We start from the raw sequence: 17,960 nt of genomic DNA, 5'->3' as shown, positions 1-17,960 counted from the left end.
ATTAAAACTGTTTATAAAATCAGTAGTCACTCTTCAAGACTTGATATTTGTTTGCATCCGAAGATGCTGAGATATCAATCCTGCGAGTGCCCACACAGATTGTCTGATAAATTGTTAAAGAGCAGTGAGTCAGTCGCTTTCGCTTGCTAACTCGAGGTGGCGTATAATACGCTTTCCTCTTTCAGAGTCAAGCGTTTATTTTCGCTTTCGTCTGACTGACTACCGGGTTGTGAAGCCGCTTTCGAAGCCGCTTCGCCGTGTCAGTGGAGGCGCATTATAGGGAGTTCTCAGAGCCTGACAACCCCTAATTTGAAAAAACTTTCTGATAGCCTACTTTTTAAACGAAACGCTTATTTTTAGCGCTTTTTGATGAGTTTTGGCAGGTCTGCGAGGCTATTAATAACCACATCTGCGGCCGCCTCACCTGCTTCTGTCACTGGTTTTCCGGTGCGAACCAGCACTTTAGTCCCCACCATTGCGGCAGCACCAGCCTGCATATCTTCAATTTTATCGCCGACCATATAAGAAGAAGCCATATCAATGTGCAGGAAGTCACGGGCAGAAATCAGCATGCCAGGCTGCGGCTTGCGACAGTCACAAGTCTGGCTAAACTCTTTCACGCTCCCATCCGGATGATGAGGGCAATAATAGATGCCATCGAGATCGACGCCGCGGTCCGCCAGCGACCAGTCCATCCATTCGGTCAGGTTTTCAAAGTCAGCCTCGGTGAACATCCCGCGCGCAATGCCGGACTGGTTAGTCACCAGCACCAGAGCAAAGCCCATCTCTTTTAATTCGCGCATTGCTTCTATAACACCATCAATAAACTCGAATCGGTCAACTTCATATACATAGCCATGATCGACATTAATGGTGCCATCGCGGTCGAGAAAAATAGCGGGTACGGACTGTGCCACTTGAGAACTCCTGAAACGGGTTAATGACGTTTAGTATCGCATGATTTAGTAATAAGGAGAGAACAGTCCTTCACTCGCTGATTGATTTAGACGTCTGGATGCCTTAACATCCATATCGATTACGGTAACTTTGGTTACTGGTAGCAGAAAATTCCACGGCTAATACAGATACGATAATAAATAACTCAATGATTAAACTTTCAAATATCACCAAGGTGTTCCAGCAGGGAAACCGCAGCATACAGGCATTGAACAATGTCAGTCTGCACGTACCTGCCGGGCAAATTTATGGCGTGATTGGCGCGTCCGGTGCGGGGAAAAGCACCCTTATCCGCTGTGTAAACCTGCTTGAACGTCCAACCGAAGGTTCAGTTCTGGTTGACGGTCAGGACCTGACAACGCTTTCTGAAACCCAGTTAACCAAAGCCCGCCGCCAGATCGGTATGATCTTCCAGCACTTTAATCTGCTTTCTTCGCGTACCGTTTTTGGTAACGTCGCTCTGCCGCTCGAGCTGGATAACACGCCAAAAGAAGAGATTAAACGTCGCGTTACCGAGCTACTGGACTTAGTAGGTTTAGGTGAAAAGCACGATGCCTGGCCTGCAAACCTTTCCGGCGGTCAGAAGCAGCGCGTCGCGATTGCTCGTGCGCTTGCCAGCAACCCAAAGGTCCTGCTGTGTGACGAAGCTACCAGCGCGTTGGACCCAGCCACAACCCGCTCTATTCTGGAGCTGTTGAAAGACATTAACCGCCGCCTGGGCCTGACCATTCTGCTTATCACCCACGAGATGGATGTGGTCAAACGTATTTGTGACTGCGTGGCCGTGATCAGCAACGGCGAGCTTATTGAGCAGGATACGGTGAGCGAAGTGTTCTCCCATCCGAAAACGCCTCTGGCGCAGCAGTTTATTCAGTCCACACTGCACCTCGACGTGCCGGAAGATTACGCGCAGCGTCTGGACGCAGAGCATAAAGAAAATGCGGTACCTTTATTACGCCTGGAGTTCACTGGCCAGTCGGTCGATGCCCCACTGCTCTCAGAAACAGCACGTACCTTCAACGTGAACAGCAACATTATTAGCGCGCAGATGGATTATGCCGGTGGCGTGAAGTTCGGCATCATGCTGTGTGAAATGCACGGCGAGCCAAAAGATACGCAAGCGGCTATTGCCTGGCTGCAGGAGCAACACGTGAAAGTAGAGGTGCTGGGTTATGTCTGAAGCAATGATTTGGTTACTGGCTCGCGGCGTATATGAAACGTTGGCCATGACCTTTGTTTCCGGTTTCTTCGGATTTGTGCTCGGTCTGCCAGTCGGCGTGCTGCTTTACATCACTCGTCCTGGGCAAATCAGCGCCAATGCGAAGCTTTACCGCAGCCTCTCGGCGATCGTTAACATTTTCCGTTCTATTCCATTCATTATCCTGCTTGTCTGGATGATCCCTTTTACTCGCGTCATCGTAGGAACGTCTATCGGCCTGCAAGCTGCTATCGTTCCGTTGACCGTTGGTGCCGCGCCGTTTATTGCGCGTATGGTTGAAAATGCCCTGCTGGAAATTCCAACCGGCCTGATTGAAGCTTCACGCGCGATGGGCGCTACGCCGCTGCAAATCATTCGTAAAGTACTGCTTCCAGAAGCACTTCCAGGCCTGGTCAACGCCGCGACGATTACCCTTATCACTTTAGTGGGCTATTCTGCTATGGGTGGTGCCGTCGGTGCCGGTGGTCTGGGGCAGATTGGCTATCAGTACGGGTACATCGGCTACAACGCTACCGTAATGAATACCGTACTGGTTCTGCTGGTCGTGCTGGTTTACTTAATTCAATTCTCTGGCGATCGTATCGTCCGGGCTGTTACACACAAATAAACACAACTGCATTCATACAAGGAAAAGGACATGGCTTTTAACTTTAAAACGTTCGCCGCGGTCGGCGCTCTGATTGGCTCTCTGGCCCTGGTGGGTTGCGGTCAGGAAGAGAAAGATCCAAACCACATTAAAGTCGGCGTGATTGCTGGCGCTGAGCAGCAGGTTGCGGAAGTGGCTCAGAAAGTGGCTAAAGAGAAGTATGGCCTCGATGTTGAGCTGGTGACCTTTACCGACTATGTCCTGCCAAACGAAGCACTCAGCAAAGGCGATATCGACGTTAACGCCTTCCAGCACAAACCTTACCTGGATCAGCAGATCAAAGATCGTGGTTATAAGCTGGTTTCCGTAGGCAATACCTTTGTTTATCCAATTGCCGGCTACTCCAAAAAAATCAAATCACTGGCTGAACTGCAGCCGGGTTCTCAGGTAGCACTGCCAAACGACCCGACTAACCTCGGCCGTTCTCTGCTGCTGCTGCAGAAAGAAGGTCTGATCAAACTGAAAGACGGCGTTGGTCTGTTGCCAACCGTGCTGGATGTCACCGAGAACCCAAAAAATCTGAAACTGGTTGAGCTGGAAGCACCGCAACTGCCGCGCTCTCTTGACGATGCGCAGATTGCTCTGGCCATCATCAACACCACTTACGCTAGCCAGATTGGCCTGACACCAGCGAAAGACGGTATCTTCGTTGAAGACAAAAACTCGCCTTACGTGAACCTGATCGTTTCTCGTGAAGACAACAAAGATGCAGAAAACGTGAAGAAGTTCGTTCAGGCCTATCAGTCTGACGAAGTGAACGAAGCGGCTAACAAAGTCTTTAACGGCGGCGCGGTTAAAGGCTGGTAAGTTTCCATTCTTCAGTTTTACGTAAATAATTAAAGGCGGGCGCAAGCCCGCCTTGTTATTTTGGTTCGAGCTTGCTTCAATGTTCCCCGTTTTACATTCATTGAGGAAATATTATGCGTGCTTTACCGATCTGTTTATTAGCCTTCGCGCTGAGCGGCTGTTCAATGCTAAGCAGATCCCCAGTAGAACCCGTTCAAAGCACGGCAGCTGCGCCGAAGACAGAAACAGAGAAACCGAAAGCGCCTCGCCCTGTTCCGGTCAGAATCTACACCAACGCAGAAGACTTGGTGGGTAAACCGTTCCGTGATTTAGGCGAAGTCAGCGGCGAGTCTTGCCAGGCAAGCAATCAGGATTCTCCCCCGAATATCCCGACAGCACGTAAACGCATGCAGATTAATGCCTCCAAAATGAAAGCCAATGCGGTCCTGCAGCACAGCTGCGACATCACCACCGGCACGCCAGGGTGCTACCGTCAGGCTGTTTGCGTTGGCTCCGCGCTGCAAGTTTCGGCGCAATGACCCCATTTCAATTTGCACAAATAGGCGTTATTCGCTCCCCTTATAAAGAAAAGTTCGCCGTCCCGCGTCAGCCCGGTCTGGTCAAAGACGGCGGCGGTGAACTGCGTCTGCTTGCGCCTTACAACCAGGCCGATGCCGTTCGTGGGCTGGAAGAGTTTAGCCACCTGTGGCTATTGTTTGTCTTTCACCAAACGATGGAAGGCGGCTGGCGCCCAACCGTACGTCCTCCCCGGCTTGGCGGCAACGCGCGAATGGGCGTGTTTGCTACGCGCTCCACGTTTCGCCCGAATCCAATCGGCATGTCGCTGGTTGAGCTTAAAGGTATTCGTTGCCAAAAAGATGAAGTGATCTTACAGCTCGGCAGTCTGGATTTGGTGGATGGCACGCCCATTGTAGATATCAAACCGTACCTGCCATTTGCAGAAGCCGTGCCGGACGCACGTGCTGGCTATGCACAGCAGGCTCCGCAGGCGGACATGCCTGTGATGTTTACACCAGAAGTGCAGCATCAGTTGACCGGGCTGGAAAAACGCTATCCGCATCTTGCGCGTTTTATCAGTCAGGTGCTTGCTCAGGACCCTCGTCCTGCCTATCGTAAAGGTGAAGATGTCGGGAAAACTTACGCCGTTCTGCTGCTGGACTTTAACGTTCGCTGGCGCGTCACAGAACACGGTTTTGAAGTGTTCGCTCTCGAAACGAGTTAATTTAGCCCTCTCTCTTTTGACATCTCTGCCACACTGGTAAACTAAACCACTTTTTTTGAAGCAGGCCGCCGCTGGCCTGCGCTCTGCCGTTCAAATGGAACCGTAACAACATGCGTACTAGCCAATATCTGCTCTCCACTCTGAAGGAGACACCTGCCGACGCTGAAGTAGTCAGCCACCAGCTGATGCTGCGCGCCGGGATGATCCGCAAGCTGGCCTCCGGTTTATACACCTGGCTGCCAACCGGTTTGCGCGTCCTGAAGAAAGTCGAAAACATCGTGCGTGAAGAAATGAACAACGCAGGTGCTATCGAAATGTGCATGCCGGTGGTTCAACCCGCCGACCTGTGGCAGGAGAGTGGACGTTGGGAACAATACGGCCCGGAGCTGCTGCGCTTTGTTGACCGTGGCGAACGTCCTTTCGTGCTGGGTCCAACCCACGAAGAAGTGATCACCGACCTGATTCGCAACGAACTGAGCTCCTACAAGCAGCTGCCGCTGAATCTGTTCCAGATCCAGACTAAATTCCGTGACGAAGTGCGCCCACGCTTTGGCGTAATGCGTTCTCGCGAATTCCTGATGAAAGACGCCTACTCGTTCCATACGTCTCAGGAATCCCTGCAGGAAACCTACGACAAGATGTATGAGGCTTACAGCAAGATTTTCTCCCGTATGGGTCTGGATTTCCGTGCCGTTCAGGCAGATACCGGCTCTATTGGCGGCAGCGCTTCCCATGAGTTCCAGGTACTGGCCCAAAGCGGTGAAGACGATGTAATCTTCTCTGACAGCTCAGACTATGCGGCAAACATCGAATTCGCTGAAGCTTTAGCGCCGGCAGCAGGCCGCGCAGCGCCAACCGCTGAAATGAGCCAAATCGACACCCCGAACGCAAAAACTATCGCCGAGCTGGTTGAGCAGTTCAACCTGCCAATCGAGAAAACGGTTAAGACTCTGCTGGTGAAAGCCACCGAAGGCAGCGCTTATCCGCTGGTTGCTTTGCTGGTTCGTGGCGATCACGAGCTGAACGAAGTGAAGGCTGAGAAACTGCCGCAGGTAGCAAGTCCGCTAACATTCGCCACCGAACAAGAAATTCGCGACATCGTGAAAGCCGGTCCTGGTTCCCTGGGTCCAATCAATCTGCCTGTTCCAGTTGTGATTGACCGCAGCGTTGCGGCAATGAGTGATTTCGCCGCTGGCGCAAACATCGACGGCAAACACTTTATCGGCATTAACTGGGAACGCGATGTTGCGCTGCCAGAAGTTGCGGATATCCGTAACGTTGTGGCTGGCGATCCAAGCCCGGACGGCAAAGGCACCTTGATGATCAAGCGCGGCATCGAAGTGGGTCACATCTTCCAGTTGGGTACCAAGTACTCTGAAGCGCTGAAAGCCGCGGTTCAGGGTGAAGATGGCCGTAACCAGACCCTGACCATGGGTTGCTATGGCATCGGTGTTACCCGCGTGGTCGCGGCTGCGATTGAACAGAACTTTGACGATCGCGGTATTCTGTGGCCGGACGCTATCGCCCCGTTCCACGTTGCGATTCTGCCAATGAACATGCACAAGTCATTCCGCGTGCAGCAGCTGGCTGAAGAGCTGTATACCACGCTGCGCGCGCAGGGCATCGACGTGCTGCTGGACGATCGTAAAGAGCGTCCAGGCGTGATGTTTGCCGACATGGAGCTGATTGGTATTCCTCACACTATCGTTATCGGCGACCGCAATCTCGACAACGAAGAGATCGAATACAAACATCGCCGTGCCGGTGAGAAGCAGATGATCAAAACCAACGAGATCGTTGATTTCCTGGTGAAGCAGATCAAAGGCTAATTAACCGCTGAGCATAAAAAAGCCCGTCCATCTGGACGGGCTTTTTCGTTTTAGTCGTTACACTCTTTGCCGGGCTTAAACTTCGCACCCTTATCCGCGACCAGCGCTTTTTGTAACTCCCCACTGTCTGGAGAAGCCTGCAGCGTAAAGTGCCCTTCTACCACCAGCAGGATTGGCGCGCTGTTCTTGCCGCGCGCTGCCGCATAGGCTCTTTCGAGCTCGGCATTATCCGCAACGGCAAAGGTTTTACCGGTCGCACAGTCCTGGAATACCGCCGCGTCAGCCATGTATTTATACTTGCCTTTCATCGGCATTGGCGTTGACGGCAGCTTCGCATCCACCGCTTTTAGCGTGTAGTTGAACTGCGAATCAATCGGATTGCCTTCACGATCCAGCATCACCAGGCTGTCGCCTTTAGGGTGGTAATACTGCTTCTCGCCTTCGCTGTCGGTTAAGACCAGTTTATCTGCAGTCCGCGCCCATTTACCGTAGCTGGCAAATGAGGCTCCTTTACCCTGGTAAGTCTGGTTCATCACCCAGGTGCCGTCCTTTTCCAGGAACAGCGAGGTTTCAATCCCTTCACAATCCGCACACGGCACTACGCCGCGATAGCTCTGCTGCATCGGTTTCAATTCCGCCGCCTGAGCCGGGATCAAAGTTTGCGTTTCCGTACGATTATTACAGCCAAATAGCGTGAACAGGCTGAGCGCTGCCAGCGCAGCCAGAAGACTCTTCTTCATGCTTCATTCCTTATGCCGTTGTCCCAATGTTCGTCGCTACTCCGGATGACGACGAACTTTGCCGCGTAGTGCTTTGGTTGTCGATTTCTGCGCCTTTGAGGCCAGACGCCGCTCTTTAGAAGCCCGCGTCGGCTTTGTGGCACGGCGGCTCTTCTGCACTACGGTGAGTTCTTGTATCAATGAAACCAGGCGAGCCACCGCCGCTTCGCGGTTCATCTCCTGGCTTCGGTATTCCTGGGCTTTAATCACCACCACGCCCTCAGGCGTGATCAAATGGTGACTTACCGCCAGCAGACGTATCTTATACGACTCCGGCAGGCTAGAGGCAGGAATATCAAAGCGCAAATGAATCGCCGTTGAGGTTTTATTCACATGCTGCCCACCCGCCCCCTGGGCGCGAATCGCGGTAATCGTGACTTCATTGTCCGGGATAACGACCGTTCGCGACACGGAAATCATTGTTGCAGCCAGGCCGTAAAGTGAATTTCCAGATTATTCTCGCTGTCGGACAGCCAGATTGCGCCATCCTGAATCGTCGCCTGCAGGTTCATGGTGCGCGTACCAAACTCACTTAGCTTCGCCAGCTGTGCGTCATCCAGATACCAGATGGACAGGTTTTTAAACTGGCTCAGGCGGGTCTGGTTTTGCTGCCACCAAATTTCCGCCGCCCGACTATTATAGGTAAACAATGCCACCTCAGCCGACTGGCTGCAGGCTTTTTTGACCCGACGTTCTTCCGGTAACCCTAGTTCTACCCACAAATCAATGCCAAGGTGATCGTTTTTACGCCAGATTTCCGGCTCGTCTTCTGCGCTGAGACCACGGGTAAATTCCAGACGCTCATCCGCATATTTAATCCATGCCAGCAGGCGCAGCATCATGCGCTCCTGCGTTTCCGAGGGATGACGCGCCAGCGTCAGGCTGCTGTCCAGAAACCGATTACGATCGAGATCGGCCACATTTACCGTCGCCTTATAAATTGTCGCTTTTAACGCCATCACACTTCTCCATACACAATTGCGCGCTATTGTAGCGAAATAACACTCCTTCGGCTCTGAGTATGATGGGTATATTTGCGTGGCTGATATCGGTTACATTGCTGTGGTATAGTCACCTTGCTAAACAGAGTTTATCTTCGTAGGCTTAGACTTGACCCCACGAGTAGGTCTGAAGTCGGGACTCTGAGAGGAGGGTATGTGGAAAAGTATTGTGAATTAGTTCGGCAACGCTATGCGGAAATTGCCAGCGGCGATTTAGGCTATATTCCTGATGCCTTAGGATGCGTATTGAAGGCTCTGAACGAAGTTGCCTCCAGCGAGGCCGTATCGGAGTCGGTCAGGGAACAGGCGGCTTATGCTGCCGCGAACTTACTGGTGAGCGATTATGTCAATGAATGATGCGTATCAACCCATCAACTGTGATGATTATGACAATCTCGAGCTCGCCTGCCAGCATCATTTGTTACTGACGCTGGAGTTAAAAGACGGGGAGGTTTTGAAAGCCAAAGCGAGCGATCTGGTTTCTCGTAAAAACGTCGAATACCTGGTTGTCGATAACGCTGGCGCTACGCGTGAGTTACGCCTCGATAAAATTAACAGCTTTAGCCACCCCGAAATCGGCACTATCGTGGTGAGCGTCGAATAAATCTGATCACCCCATCTCAAACAAAACGGGCAGCTATCGAGGCTGCCCGTTTTGTTTACGGCTTCATTGAGGCGTAGTAGGCCGCCAAATCAGAGATATCCTCGTCTGAAAGCCCGCTGACGTAAGCCTTCATGATTTCTGCCTGCCCACCGCTGCGCTCCCCTTTTTTATAGGCCTGAAGCGAATGCTCCAGATAAGCTTCGCTCTGCCCGCCAATGTTTGGGTACAGCGGCGCAGAAGCTTTCCCACTCATGCCATGGCAGGCAACGCAGGTCATGGCCTTCGCTTCCCCGGCCTGGGGATCGCCTTTCGCCAGAGCAGGTAAACTGCAGGCTATCAGCCCAAGCAGTAATACGACTTTTTTCATTGCTCAACTCCCTTTTGCCAGTCTATGTGCCAGCATGAATGTTCCGTAGCTTGTCCTTCACGAGTGACAAAAATACCCGGCGCAGCGATAAGTTGCTCGCCATAAAACAGCAGCGGCGTGGCGTCACGTTCCCATGGCGGAATGCGCAATTCCTGCCAGATTTTTTTCAGCGTTCGCCTTTTATCACGGCCGACAATATGCAGCAAACCCGAAGCCTTAAAACGCAGGCTAACAATTTCGTCCTCTGCTGGCGCACGCACCGGCATTCCCTTCTCGCTGAGTAAAATCATTCCCAGCCCAGGGAGATTCAGGGGGTGATAAGGTGCGGGCCATAAATAGCTTTTTTCCCGATCAATGGTCAGCAGCGGAACCCAATACAGTTCCCCCTGAAAACGCCTGATTTCATGTTCGCACAGGCGAAGGCGAGGATTGGCATCTTCCCGACTTAAAGCGACTTCCTGCCATAAACGTTGAAGAGAAACCCGGGACGGCATCGCAGCCCGATGCCAGGAGAGCCAGCGCCGCAGCAGGGCAAATCGCCGTGCCTCACTCATCGCCAGCATCGACTCAATATGCAGCGCGCCCTCGGGTGACATCAAGTTATCCAGCTGTTCGGCAAGCAGTTCATCAAGCAGCTGTTCCTGCTCACCGCATAACGCAGCGCTGCGGGCAACGCTGCGGGAAAAATGGGGCCATCTTTGCTGCAGCAGAGGAACGACTCTCAGACGCAGGAAATTCCGGTCATACTTATCGTCCTGATTACTTTCGTCCTCAATCCAGCTTAGCCGGTGAACGCCAGCCCATTCCTCAAGCTGTGCGCGCGAAGTTGCCAGCAACGGGCGCAATAATAATGTGTCGCTAAAAGGCAAAATCGCAGGCATCGACGCCAGCCCGGCCGGGCCGCTGCCGCGTTTAAGCGCCAACAGGAAGGTCTCACACTGGTCGTCCAAATGCTGTGCCGTCAGCAGCACTTCACCTGCCAAAAGCGAGTCAGAAAGCGCCTGGTAGCGGGCCGCCCTCGCTTCCCCTTCAATCCCCTGGCCGCCGGAGGGAAGCTGAACATAAGCCACTTCGAAGGGCACGTTCCACTTCTCACAAATTGCCCGGCAATGTTCCACCCAGCTGTCTGCTCTCGGGCTGAGCCCATGGTGGATATGCATCGCCCTGATATTCAACTCAGGTTGCAGAGTATCTCGCAGGGTAACGACTTGATGCAGCAGAACCGTCGAATCCAGCCCACCGCTAAACGCCACCAGCAGTTGGCGGTGAGGATGCAGAAAAGACTGAAGTTCGCGGCTAGTCATAGTTTGTCGTTACGAGGGGTTTGCCCGGCAAATTACCGGGCATTCGCGGCGCTGGCAAGGTTTACTGCTGATAAAGTTCCAGCGGCAGGCCGTCGGGATCGCTGAAGAAGGTGAAACGTTTGTTGGTATAGGGATCGATGCGGATGGGCTCGCATTTCACGCCGTGGCTTTCCAGATGCGTAATCGCCTGGTCAATGTTTTCCACGCTGAATGCCAGGTGACGAAGCCCGCAGGCCTCCGGGCGACTTGGGCGTACAGGCGGAAACGGAAAAGAGAATAGCTCAATAACGTACTGGCCGTTCAGCGCCAGATCGCCTTTCCAGGAGTCCCGCTCTTTGCGGTAAACTTCCGCTTCCAGCGTAAACTCCAGCACATCGCAATAGAATTGCTTACTGCGTTCGTAGTCCGACGCGATAATCGCGACGTGATGAATTTGCTTTAAACCCAGCATAAAATCTCCTTAGTCACTTCAGGCAAGGTAATCATCGCTTCCCTGCAAAGCAAGCGCTCAAGCCTCTTTTAAGACTCGTACTCTGTAGACGCCGTCCTCACCGAGTTTAGCCCCGTGAATATCCGTTTCAAAGCCCGGATAATGTTCCCCCACAGAGCACAGCATCAGCAGGAAGTCGAGCACCGCCCGACTCTCTTTGGTGATCACTTCTCCCGGCATCACCACCGGCACGCCCGGCGGATAAGGCAGGATCATATTGGCTGAAACTCTGCCCAACAGTTCCTCTATTTCTACCGTTTCTACGTTGCCTTTCACCTGCTGCTGATAAGCCTCATGCGGCGTCATACGCATTTCTGGCAGGACATCAAAAGCGCGCAACATTAGATCGGGCAGGTTATGTTGCTTAATCAGTTTGTGGATCCCCTGCGCCAGCGTCTGAATGCGCATGTTGCGATAAAAGTCCGGATCTTCCGCAAAAAGATCCGGCAGCATGTTCTTCACACGCAAATTAAGATCGTAAGACCGCTTAAACTCCGTCAGCCCGCGCAGCAGGCTTAGCGCTTTTGTCTTATCAATACCGATACTGAACAGGAACAGCAGGTTGTACGGACCGGTCTTCTCAACAACAACGCCCCGCTCGTCGAGAAACTTGGCCACCAGCGCCGCCGGGATCCCCTCTTCTGCCATTTCACCCAACTCGCTCATGCCCGGCGTCAGAATAGTGACTTTGATAGGGTCGAGATACATGTGTTCGGCATCGGCATCCCTGAAGCCATGCCAGTCTTCCTCTCCGGGGGCAATGGGCCAGCACTCGGCCTCATCAACATGATCGGGTTGCCAGATATCGAAGAACCAGTCTTCTGACTCTTCGCGCAGGCGCTGCACTTCACGGCGGAAATGCAGGGCACGCTCAACGGAACGGTTGATCAGCCGTTTCCCCGTATTACCGCGCAGCATCGCCGCGGCTGTTTCAATCGAGGCCACCAGCGGATAGCTCGGGGAAGTGGTGGTATGCATCATGTAGGTTTCGTTAAAGGTCTCTTCATCGTAATCACCTTTAATGTGAATCAGCGAAGCCTGGGAGAACGCCGCCAGCAGCTTATGGGTCGACTGGGTTTCATAGATAATTTTCCCCGGTACTCGATCACCGCTCATGCCGCTTTTTCCCTGATAAATAGGATGGAAGTTGGTATAGGGCACCCAGGCGGAGTCAAAGTGAATCGATGGCACATCGAGGGTTTTCTTGATGAAATCGGTGTTGTACAGCAGCCCGTCGTAGGTCGAGTTGGTGATAACCGCGTGCACCGGCCACTGCGCATTCGGGGTTTCAGCGACCTTTTTCTCGATATTTTCACGAGTAAATTCACGCTGCGGAATACCGCCCAGGATCCCCAGCGCGTTACGCGTTGGCTTCAGCCAGATTGGCACCAGATTGGTCATCATCAGCAAATGGGTCAGCGATTTATGGCAGTTACGATCGACCAGAATTGTGCTGCCGGATGGCGCGGCATACATGCCGACTATCTTGTTCGACGTCGAAGTCCCGTTAGTCACCATATAGCTTTGTTCGGCGCCGAAGGTGCGGGCAATGTACTCCTCCGCCTCCAGATGAGGGCCGGTATGATCTAGCAGCGAACCCAGCTCCGTAACCGAAATCGACACGTCGGCCTTCAGCGTGTTGCCGCCAAAAAAGTCGTAAAACAAGCAGCCGACCGGGCTTTTCTGGTAGGCGGTACCGGCCATATGCCCTGGCGTACAGAAAGTGTATTTTCCCTCTTTCACATAGGTGAACAGCGCTTTGGTCAGCGGCGGCGTAATCGTATCCAGGTACTCGTCGGTGTACTGGCGAATACGCAGGGCGATGTCGTCGGCCGCGCTCAGCGCATACTCGAAGAACCACAGCGCCATGCGCATTTCATTCACGCTAACGTTTAGAGAGGAATGTGTATTGATGAATGCATACAGCGGCAGATCTTCATTCAGCAGGTTAATTTCGCTGCACAAGTCGAGGCTGTATTCGTCCCAGTCAAAGACCACGCCGCAGATACGAGGGTTGTGCTCAATCAGCTTAAGCAGGTCAGTGCTGTTGGTGGGGTAGATGAGCTGAAAGCCCTGCAGCTCCAGCGCGCGATGCAGTTCTTTAATAGGTTCGTCTTTGTAGAAAACGCCGTGCGGCCCCATAATCGCAATGGTATTCAATGTTCACCTCCTGGAAATCACCTGGCTAAGCATAGCGCAATGGGATTTTCCATGAAGCAATAAATGCAAAAAGGGCCGGAAAATCCGACCCTTATCGCTATTTTACAACTTAAAATCAGGCGTAGCCGTAGCTCATCAGACGCTGATAACGACGGTTTAACAATTCGTCTTTGTTCAACACGTCGAGATCCGCCAGATCGGCCAGCAGCTGTGCACGCAGGGAAGCGGCCATCACTTCTGGATTGCGATGCGCACCACCCAACGGCTCAGGGATCACGGTATCGATCAGCTTCAGCTCTTTCAGGCGAGGAGCAATGATCCCCATCGCTTCTGCGGCCAGCGGGGCTTTATCCGCGCTCTTCCACAGGATTGACGCACAGCCTTCCGGGGAAATAACGGAGTAAGTGCTGTACTGCAGCATGTTTACTTTGTCACCCACGCCAATGGCCAGCGCACCACCGGAACCACCTTCACCGATAACGGTACAAATGACCGGTACTTTCAGACGGGACATTTCACGCAGGTTGCGGGCGATCGCTTCAGACTGACCACGTTCTTCGGCGCCAACGCCCGGATAAGCACCCGGCGTGTCGATGAAGGTAATGATCGGCATGTTAAAACGTTCAGCCATTTCCATCAGACGCAGCGCTTTACGGTAGCCTTCTGGTGCCGGCATACCGAAGTTACGACGGATTTTCTCTTTGGTTTCGCGCCCTTTCTGATGACCAATGATCATCACCGGACGACCTTCCAGACGAGCAATACCGCCCACGATAGCTTTATCGTCGGCATAGGCACGATCGCCGGCCAGTTCGTCGAACTCATCAAAAGCCAGACGAACGTAATCCAGGGTGTACGGACGCTGCGGATGGCGCGCCAGCTGCGCAATCTGCCATGCACCTAAATCAGCGAAGATCTTGCGGGTCAGCTCAACGCTTTTCTCGCGCAGACGCTGCACTTCTTCGTCCAGATTAATATCCAGTTTTTCATCCTGGCGGCTAACGGCCGTCAGGGAATCGATTTTCGCTTCCAGCTCTGCAATCGGCTGTTCGAAATCAAGGAAATTCAGACTCATAATATTCCTGTTTTAGTCAAACTCCAGTTCCACCTGCTCCGAACCAATCAGCGTTCGCAGATCGTTAAGTAAACGATCGCTAGGGGAAACACGCCATGTCGCACCGAAGCGCAACCGGGCTCGTGCATCCACCCTCTGATAGTAGAGATGTACTGGAATTGTCCCCGAACGATGGGGTTCCAGAGACTGACGGAGACGGTTTAAAAGCTGGTCATCAATTTGCCTGTCCGTCAGCGAGATAGCAAGCCCACGCGCGTACTTTTCACGGGCTTCGTCGATGTCCATCAGCTCGCGGGCCGTCATTTTAAGCCCTCCGCTGAAGTCATCAAAGCTGACCTGTCCGCTAACGATCAGGATACGGTCTTTTTCCAGCAGATGCTGGTATTTTTCTAGCGCATCTGTGAATAACATCACTTCCAGACGACCAGAGCGGTCATCCAGCGTACAGATGCCGATGCGATTACCTCGCTTGGTGACCATAACCCGCGAAGCAATCACCAGACCCGCAGCCGTGGTCATTTTACCACGTTCCGTCGGGTGCATCTCTTTCAGGCGCATGCCACCGACATAGCGCTCGATTTCTTTCAGGTACTGGTTGATCGGGTGACCGGTAAGATACAGTCCGAGCGTCTCACGCTCCCCTTCCAGCACCACTTGTTCAGGCCAGGGAATCACGCTGGCGTAGGACTTTTCGACCTGCTCAGGCTCTTCGGCAAGAACGCCGAACATATCTGCCTGGCCAATAGCTTCCGCTTTCGCGTGCTGATCAGCTGCTTTTAACGCATCACCCAGCGCATTCATCAGCGCCGCGCGGTGAGGCCCAAGGCGGTCAAAAGCCCCGGACATAATGAGTTTTTCCAGCACCCTGCGGTTAAGCTTTTTGATATCGGAACGCGCGCACAAATCAAAGAGATCGAGGAAATGCCCGCCTTGATTACGCGCTTCGATAATGGCTTCAATCGGGCCTTCACCCACGCCTTTTATCGCGCCGATGCCGTAAACAATTTCCCCGTCATCGTTAACGTGGAAATGGTAAAGGCCAGAGTTAATGTCCGGCGACAGGACTTTCAGCCCCATGCGCCAGCACTCATCCACCAGGCCCACCACTTTCTCGGTGTTATCCATATCGGCGGTCATTACGGCCGCCATAAACTCTGCCGGGTAGTGCGCCTTCAGCCACAGCGTCTGATACGAAACCAAAGCATAGGCGGCAGAGTGAGATTTGTTAAATCCGTACCCGGCAAATTTCTCTACCAGGTCAAAGATTTTCATCGACAGCTCGCCGTCGACGCCGTTTTTGATTGCGCCCTCTTCAAAAGTGCCGCGCTGCTTGGCCATCTCTTCCGGTTTCTTTTTACCCATCGCTCGACGCAGCATATCCGCGCCGCCGAGGGTATAACCGGAAAGCACCTGGGCAATCTGCATAACCTGTTCCTGATACAGGATGATGCCGTAGGTAGGCTCCAGTACCGGCTTCAGGCTTTCGTGCTGCCATTCCACGTCCGGATAAGAAATCGCTTCGCGGCCATGTTTACGGTCGATGAAGTTATCTACCATCCCCGACTGCAGCGGGCCCGGACGGAAAAGTGCCACAAGGGCGATCATGTCTTCGAAGCAGTCAGGCTGCAGACGCTTAATCAGGTCTTTCATGCCGCGGGATTCAAGCTGGAAGACCGCGGTGGTTTCCGAGCGCTGCAGCATGTCGAAGCTTTTCTTATCGTCGAGCGGAATGGCGGCGATATCAATCGGCTCCAGCCCCTGTTTTGCCCGACGCGGGTTGATCATTTTCAGCGCCCAGTCGATGATCGTCAGCGTACGCAGCCCCAGGAAGTCAAACTTCACCAGGCCCGCATATTCAACGTCGTTCTTGTCGAACTGGGTAACCGGATGCTGCCCCTGGTCGTCACAATAAAGCGGCGCAAAATCGGTAATTTTGGTTGGGGCGATAACCACGCCCCCGGCATGCTTACCGGCGTTACGCGTGACGCCTTCCAGCTTGCGCGCCATGTCGATCAGGGCTTTAACTTCTTCGTCAGCTTCGTAGATCTCCGGCAGCTGCGGCTCCGCCTCAAAGGCTTTCGCCAGCGTCATGCCGGGATCCGGTGGCACCAGTTTGGAAATGCGATCGACAAAACCGTAAGGGTGACCGAGTACGCGACCTACGTCGCGAATAACCGCCTTCGCCGCCATCGTACCAAAGGTAATGATCTGCGAAACGGCTTCACGCCCATACATCTCGGAAACGTGGTCGATCACCTGGTCGCGTTTTTCCATACAGAAATCAACGTCGAAGTCAGGCATCGAAACACGTTCCGGGTTAAGGAAACGTTCGAACAGCAGGTCAAACTCAAGCGGGTCGAGGTCGGTGATCTTCAGCGCATAGGCCACCAGCGACCCCGCACCTGAACCACGCCCAGGCCCGACCGGCACGCCGTTATCCTTCGACCACTGGATAAACTCCATCACGATCAGGAAGTAGCCGGGAAAGCCCATCTGGTTGATAACCTGCAGCTCGATATCCAGGCGCTCGTCGTATTCAGGGCGTTTCTGCGCACGCACTTCCGGGTCCGGGAACAGGAACTCAAGACGTTCTTCCAGCCCCTCTTTGGATTTCATGACCAGGAAGTCTTCGGTGGTCATCTCTCCCGTCGGGAATTGCGGCAGGAAGTACTCACCCAGGCGCACGGTCACGTTACAGCGCTTGGCAATCTCAACGCTGTTTTCCAGCGCTTCCGGGATGTCCGAAAACAGCTCGCACATCTCTTCTTCGCTACGCATATATTGCTGGGCGGAGTAGTTACGCGGGCGCTTAGGATCGTCCAACGTGAAGCCATCGTGGATCGCCACTCGGATCTCGTGGGCATCAAAGTCGCCGGCATCAATAAAGCGGACATCGTTGGTGGCAACCACCGGCAAGCCGCGTTCGTCAGCCAGCGCCACGGCGGCGTGAAGATAGTTTTCTTCATCCACCCGACCGGTGCGAATCAGTTCCAGATAGAAGCGATCGGCAAAATGCTGCTGCCAGAATTCCAGGCACTGATCGACCAGCGGCTGGTTTCCACGAAGCAGGCTTTTGCCAATATCTCCCATGCGCCCACCGGAGAGCAGAATTAGCCCTTCGTTTAACTCTACCAGCCACTCTCGGTCAATAATCGGGCCCGCTGCGCCGTAGCCACGCTGGTAGGCACGAGAGATCAGTAAGGTAAGGTTTTGATAGCCTTCATTGTTTGCAGCCAGCACCGTCAAGTGACTAAGCTCATCGCCTAACAGCTCGTTGGCAACGTTAAAGTCCGCACCGATGATCGGCTTAATACCGGCGCCATGGCCGGAACCATAGAATTTGACCAACCCACAGAGGTTGGTGAAATCGGTGATAGCGAGAGCAGGCATTCCCAGCGCCGCGGCTTTTTTTACCAGCGGCCCGGTCTTCGCCAGCCCATCAATCATGGAATAGTCGCTGTGCACCCGAAGGTGAATGAAACGTGGTTCAGCCATCTCTC

General features: G+C 53.4%; 18 protein-coding genes. 8 read left to right on the top strand and 10 right to left on the bottom strand.

The features are described 5' to 3' along the window. Positions 1-356: 356 nt before the first annotated feature. On the bottom strand, positions 357-917 hold the full coding sequence (gene gmhB / locus F3J26_RS10375) for a D-glycero-beta-D-manno-heptose 1,7-bisphosphate 7-phosphatase (RefSeq protein ID WP_008456984.1): 561 nt from the start codon (positions 915-917) through the stop codon (positions 357-359). Between the two features lie 188 nt (positions 918-1,105). Here gmhB and metN point away from each other — a divergent pair, with 188 nt between their 5' ends. The 6 genes from metN to proS all read left to right on the top strand — a co-directional run bounded on the left by metN (position 1,106) and on the right by proS (position 6,680). Continuing rightward, the gene (metN, locus tag F3J26_RS10370; protein WP_166993617.1) at positions 1,106-2,137 is read left to right on the top strand and encodes a methionine ABC transporter ATP-binding protein MetN; all 1,032 of its coding nucleotides are present in this window, start codon (positions 1,106-1,108) and stop codon (positions 2,135-2,137) included. Next, the gene (locus F3J26_RS10365; protein WP_008456980.1) at positions 2,130-2,783 is read left to right on the top strand and encodes a methionine ABC transporter permease MetI; all 654 of its coding nucleotides are present in this window, start codon (positions 2,130-2,132) and stop codon (positions 2,781-2,783) included. The genes metN and F3J26_RS10365 overlap by 8 nt, the downstream gene beginning before the upstream one ends. A 30-nt stretch (positions 2,784-2,813) precedes the next feature. Next, the gene (locus F3J26_RS10360; RefSeq protein ID WP_008456978.1) at positions 2,814-3,629 is read left to right on the top strand and encodes a MetQ/NlpA family lipoprotein; all 816 of its coding nucleotides are present in this window, start codon (positions 2,814-2,816) and stop codon (positions 3,627-3,629) included. 113 nt (positions 3,630-3,742) lie between these two features. Then, complete coding sequence (gene rcsF, locus F3J26_RS10355) at positions 3,743-4,147, top strand: envelope stress sensor lipoprotein RcsF (RefSeq protein WP_008456976.1); 405 nt, start codon at positions 3,743-3,745, stop codon at positions 4,145-4,147. Then, on the top strand, positions 4,144-4,851 hold the full coding sequence (tsaA, locus tag F3J26_RS10350) for a tRNA (N6-threonylcarbamoyladenosine(37)-N6)-methyltransferase TrmO (RefSeq protein ID WP_166876662.1): 708 nt from the start codon (positions 4,144-4,146) through the stop codon (positions 4,849-4,851). The genes rcsF and tsaA overlap by 4 nt, the downstream gene beginning before the upstream one ends. 110 nt (positions 4,852-4,961) lie before the next feature. Further along, positions 4,962-6,680 carry a proline--tRNA ligase gene (gene proS / locus F3J26_RS10345; protein ID WP_008456972.1) on the top strand — a complete coding sequence of 573 codons (1,719 nt, stop codon included), beginning with the start codon at positions 4,962-4,964 and terminating at the stop codon, positions 6,678-6,680. A gap of 50 nt (positions 6,681-6,730) precedes the next feature. Here the strand turns inward: proS and nlpE are convergent, their stop codons facing one another. Genes nlpE through F3J26_RS10330 form a run of 3 tightly spaced genes read right to left on the bottom strand, consistent with a single transcriptional unit; the run spans position 6,731 to position 8,418 of the window. Beyond that, positions 6,731-7,420: an envelope stress response activation lipoprotein NlpE gene (gene nlpE, locus F3J26_RS10340; protein WP_008456969.1), complete on the bottom strand. Its 690-nt coding sequence runs from the start codon at positions 7,418-7,420 to the stop codon at positions 6,731-6,733. 36 nt (positions 7,421-7,456) lie between these two features. After that, on the bottom strand, positions 7,457-7,879 hold the full coding sequence (arfB, locus tag F3J26_RS10335) for an alternative ribosome rescue aminoacyl-tRNA hydrolase ArfB (RefSeq protein ID WP_008456967.1): 423 nt from the start codon (positions 7,877-7,879) through the stop codon (positions 7,457-7,459). Beyond that, positions 7,876-8,418: a YaeQ family protein gene (locus tag F3J26_RS10330; protein ID WP_008456965.1), complete on the bottom strand. Its 543-nt coding sequence runs from the start codon at positions 8,416-8,418 to the stop codon at positions 7,876-7,878. The genes arfB and F3J26_RS10330 overlap by 4 nt, the downstream gene beginning before the upstream one ends. A gap of 198 nt (positions 8,419-8,616) precedes the next feature. On the opposite strand from F3J26_RS10330, the gene F3J26_RS10325 reads away from it, so the two are divergent. Together F3J26_RS10325 and rof are read left to right on the top strand one after the other, a co-directional pair. Beyond that, the gene (locus F3J26_RS10325; RefSeq protein ID WP_008456963.1) at positions 8,617-8,817 is read left to right on the top strand and encodes a YaeP family protein; all 201 of its coding nucleotides are present in this window, start codon (positions 8,617-8,619) and stop codon (positions 8,815-8,817) included. Beyond that, positions 8,804-9,064: a Rho-binding antiterminator gene (gene rof / locus F3J26_RS10320; protein ID WP_008456962.1), complete on the top strand. Its 261-nt coding sequence runs from the start codon at positions 8,804-8,806 to the stop codon at positions 9,062-9,064. Before F3J26_RS10325 ends, rof begins: the two co-directional genes overlap by 14 nt. Positions 9,065-9,119: 55 nt before the next feature. Here rof and F3J26_RS10315 read toward each other — a convergent pair whose 3' ends face one another. The 6 genes from F3J26_RS10315 to dnaE form a co-directional block, all read right to left on the bottom strand. Then, positions 9,120-9,431: a c-type cytochrome gene (locus F3J26_RS10315; protein WP_166993615.1), complete on the bottom strand. Its 312-nt coding sequence runs from the start codon at positions 9,429-9,431 to the stop codon at positions 9,120-9,122. Further along, a complete protein-coding gene (gene tilS, locus F3J26_RS10310) occupies positions 9,428-10,735 on the bottom strand; it encodes a tRNA lysidine(34) synthetase TilS (RefSeq protein ID WP_166993613.1) in 1,308 nt (435 codons plus the stop codon). The genes F3J26_RS10315 and tilS overlap by 4 nt, the downstream gene beginning before the upstream one ends. A 61-nt stretch (positions 10,736-10,796) precedes the next feature. After that, positions 10,797-11,186, bottom strand: coding sequence for a VOC family protein (locus tag F3J26_RS10305; protein WP_008456956.1), 390 nt, complete (start codon positions 11,184-11,186; stop codon positions 10,797-10,799). 57 nt (positions 11,187-11,243) lie between these two features. Continuing rightward, entirely contained in the window at positions 11,244-13,385 is a 2,142-nt protein-coding gene (locus tag F3J26_RS10300) for a lysine decarboxylase LdcC (protein ID WP_166993612.1), read from the bottom strand. A gap of 115 nt (positions 13,386-13,500) precedes the next feature. Then, positions 13,501-14,460 carry an acetyl-CoA carboxylase carboxyl transferase subunit alpha gene (gene accA / locus F3J26_RS10295; protein WP_008456951.1) on the bottom strand — a complete coding sequence of 320 codons (960 nt, stop codon included), beginning with the start codon at positions 14,458-14,460 and terminating at the stop codon, positions 13,501-13,503. A gap of 12 nt (positions 14,461-14,472) precedes the next feature. After that, complete coding sequence (dnaE, locus tag F3J26_RS10290; protein ID WP_166876682.1) at positions 14,473-17,955, bottom strand: DNA polymerase III subunit alpha; 3,483 nt, start codon at positions 17,953-17,955, stop codon at positions 14,473-14,475. Between the last annotated feature and the right edge of the window lie 5 nt (positions 17,956-17,960).

The organism is Enterobacter sp. Ap-867 (genome assembly GCF_011752855.1).
GTDB lineage: Bacteria > Pseudomonadota > Gammaproteobacteria > Enterobacterales > Enterobacteriaceae > Cedecea.
Note: the sequence above shows the minus strand (reverse complement) of the source record. Positions and strands in the feature narration are given on the sequence as shown.

Coding starts and splice junctions, on each gene's coding strand:
- tilS (WP_166993613.1), bottom strand. CDS start 10,735: ATGACTAGCCGCGAACTTCAGTCTTTTCTGCATCCTCACCGCCAACTG.
- F3J26_RS10330 (WP_008456965.1), bottom strand. CDS start 8,418: ATGGCGTTAAAAGCGACAATTTATAAGGCGACGGTAAATGTGGCCGAT.
- proS (WP_008456972.1), top strand. CDS start 4,962: ATGCGTACTAGCCAATATCTGCTCTCCACTCTGAAGGAGACACCTGCC.
- tsaA (WP_166876662.1), top strand. CDS start 4,144: ATGACCCCATTTCAATTTGCACAAATAGGCGTTATTCGCTCCCCTTAT.
- metN (WP_166993617.1), top strand. CDS start 1,106: ATGATTAAACTTTCAAATATCACCAAGGTGTTCCAGCAGGGAAACCGC.
- dnaE (WP_166876682.1), bottom strand. CDS start 17,955: ATGGCTGAACCACGTTTCATTCACCTTCGGGTGCACAGCGACTATTCC.
- F3J26_RS10305 (WP_008456956.1), bottom strand. CDS start 11,186: ATGCTGGGTTTAAAGCAAATTCATCACGTCGCGATTATCGCGTCGGAC.
- nlpE (WP_008456969.1), bottom strand. CDS start 7,420: ATGAAGAAGAGTCTTCTGGCTGCGCTGGCAGCGCTCAGCCTGTTCACG.
- F3J26_RS10365 (WP_008456980.1), top strand. CDS start 2,130: ATGTCTGAAGCAATGATTTGGTTACTGGCTCGCGGCGTATATGAAACG.
- accA (WP_008456951.1), bottom strand. CDS start 14,460: ATGAGTCTGAATTTCCTTGATTTCGAACAGCCGATTGCAGAGCTGGAA.
- F3J26_RS10360 (WP_008456978.1), top strand. CDS start 2,814: ATGGCTTTTAACTTTAAAACGTTCGCCGCGGTCGGCGCTCTGATTGGC.
- rcsF (WP_008456976.1), top strand. CDS start 3,743: ATGCGTGCTTTACCGATCTGTTTATTAGCCTTCGCGCTGAGCGGCTGT.
- F3J26_RS10315 (WP_166993615.1), bottom strand. CDS start 9,431: ATGAAAAAAGTCGTATTACTGCTTGGGCTGATAGCCTGCAGTTTACCT.
- rof (WP_008456962.1), top strand. CDS start 8,804: ATGTCAATGAATGATGCGTATCAACCCATCAACTGTGATGATTATGAC.
- arfB (WP_008456967.1), bottom strand. CDS start 7,879: ATGATTTCCGTGTCGCGAACGGTCGTTATCCCGGACAATGAAGTCACG.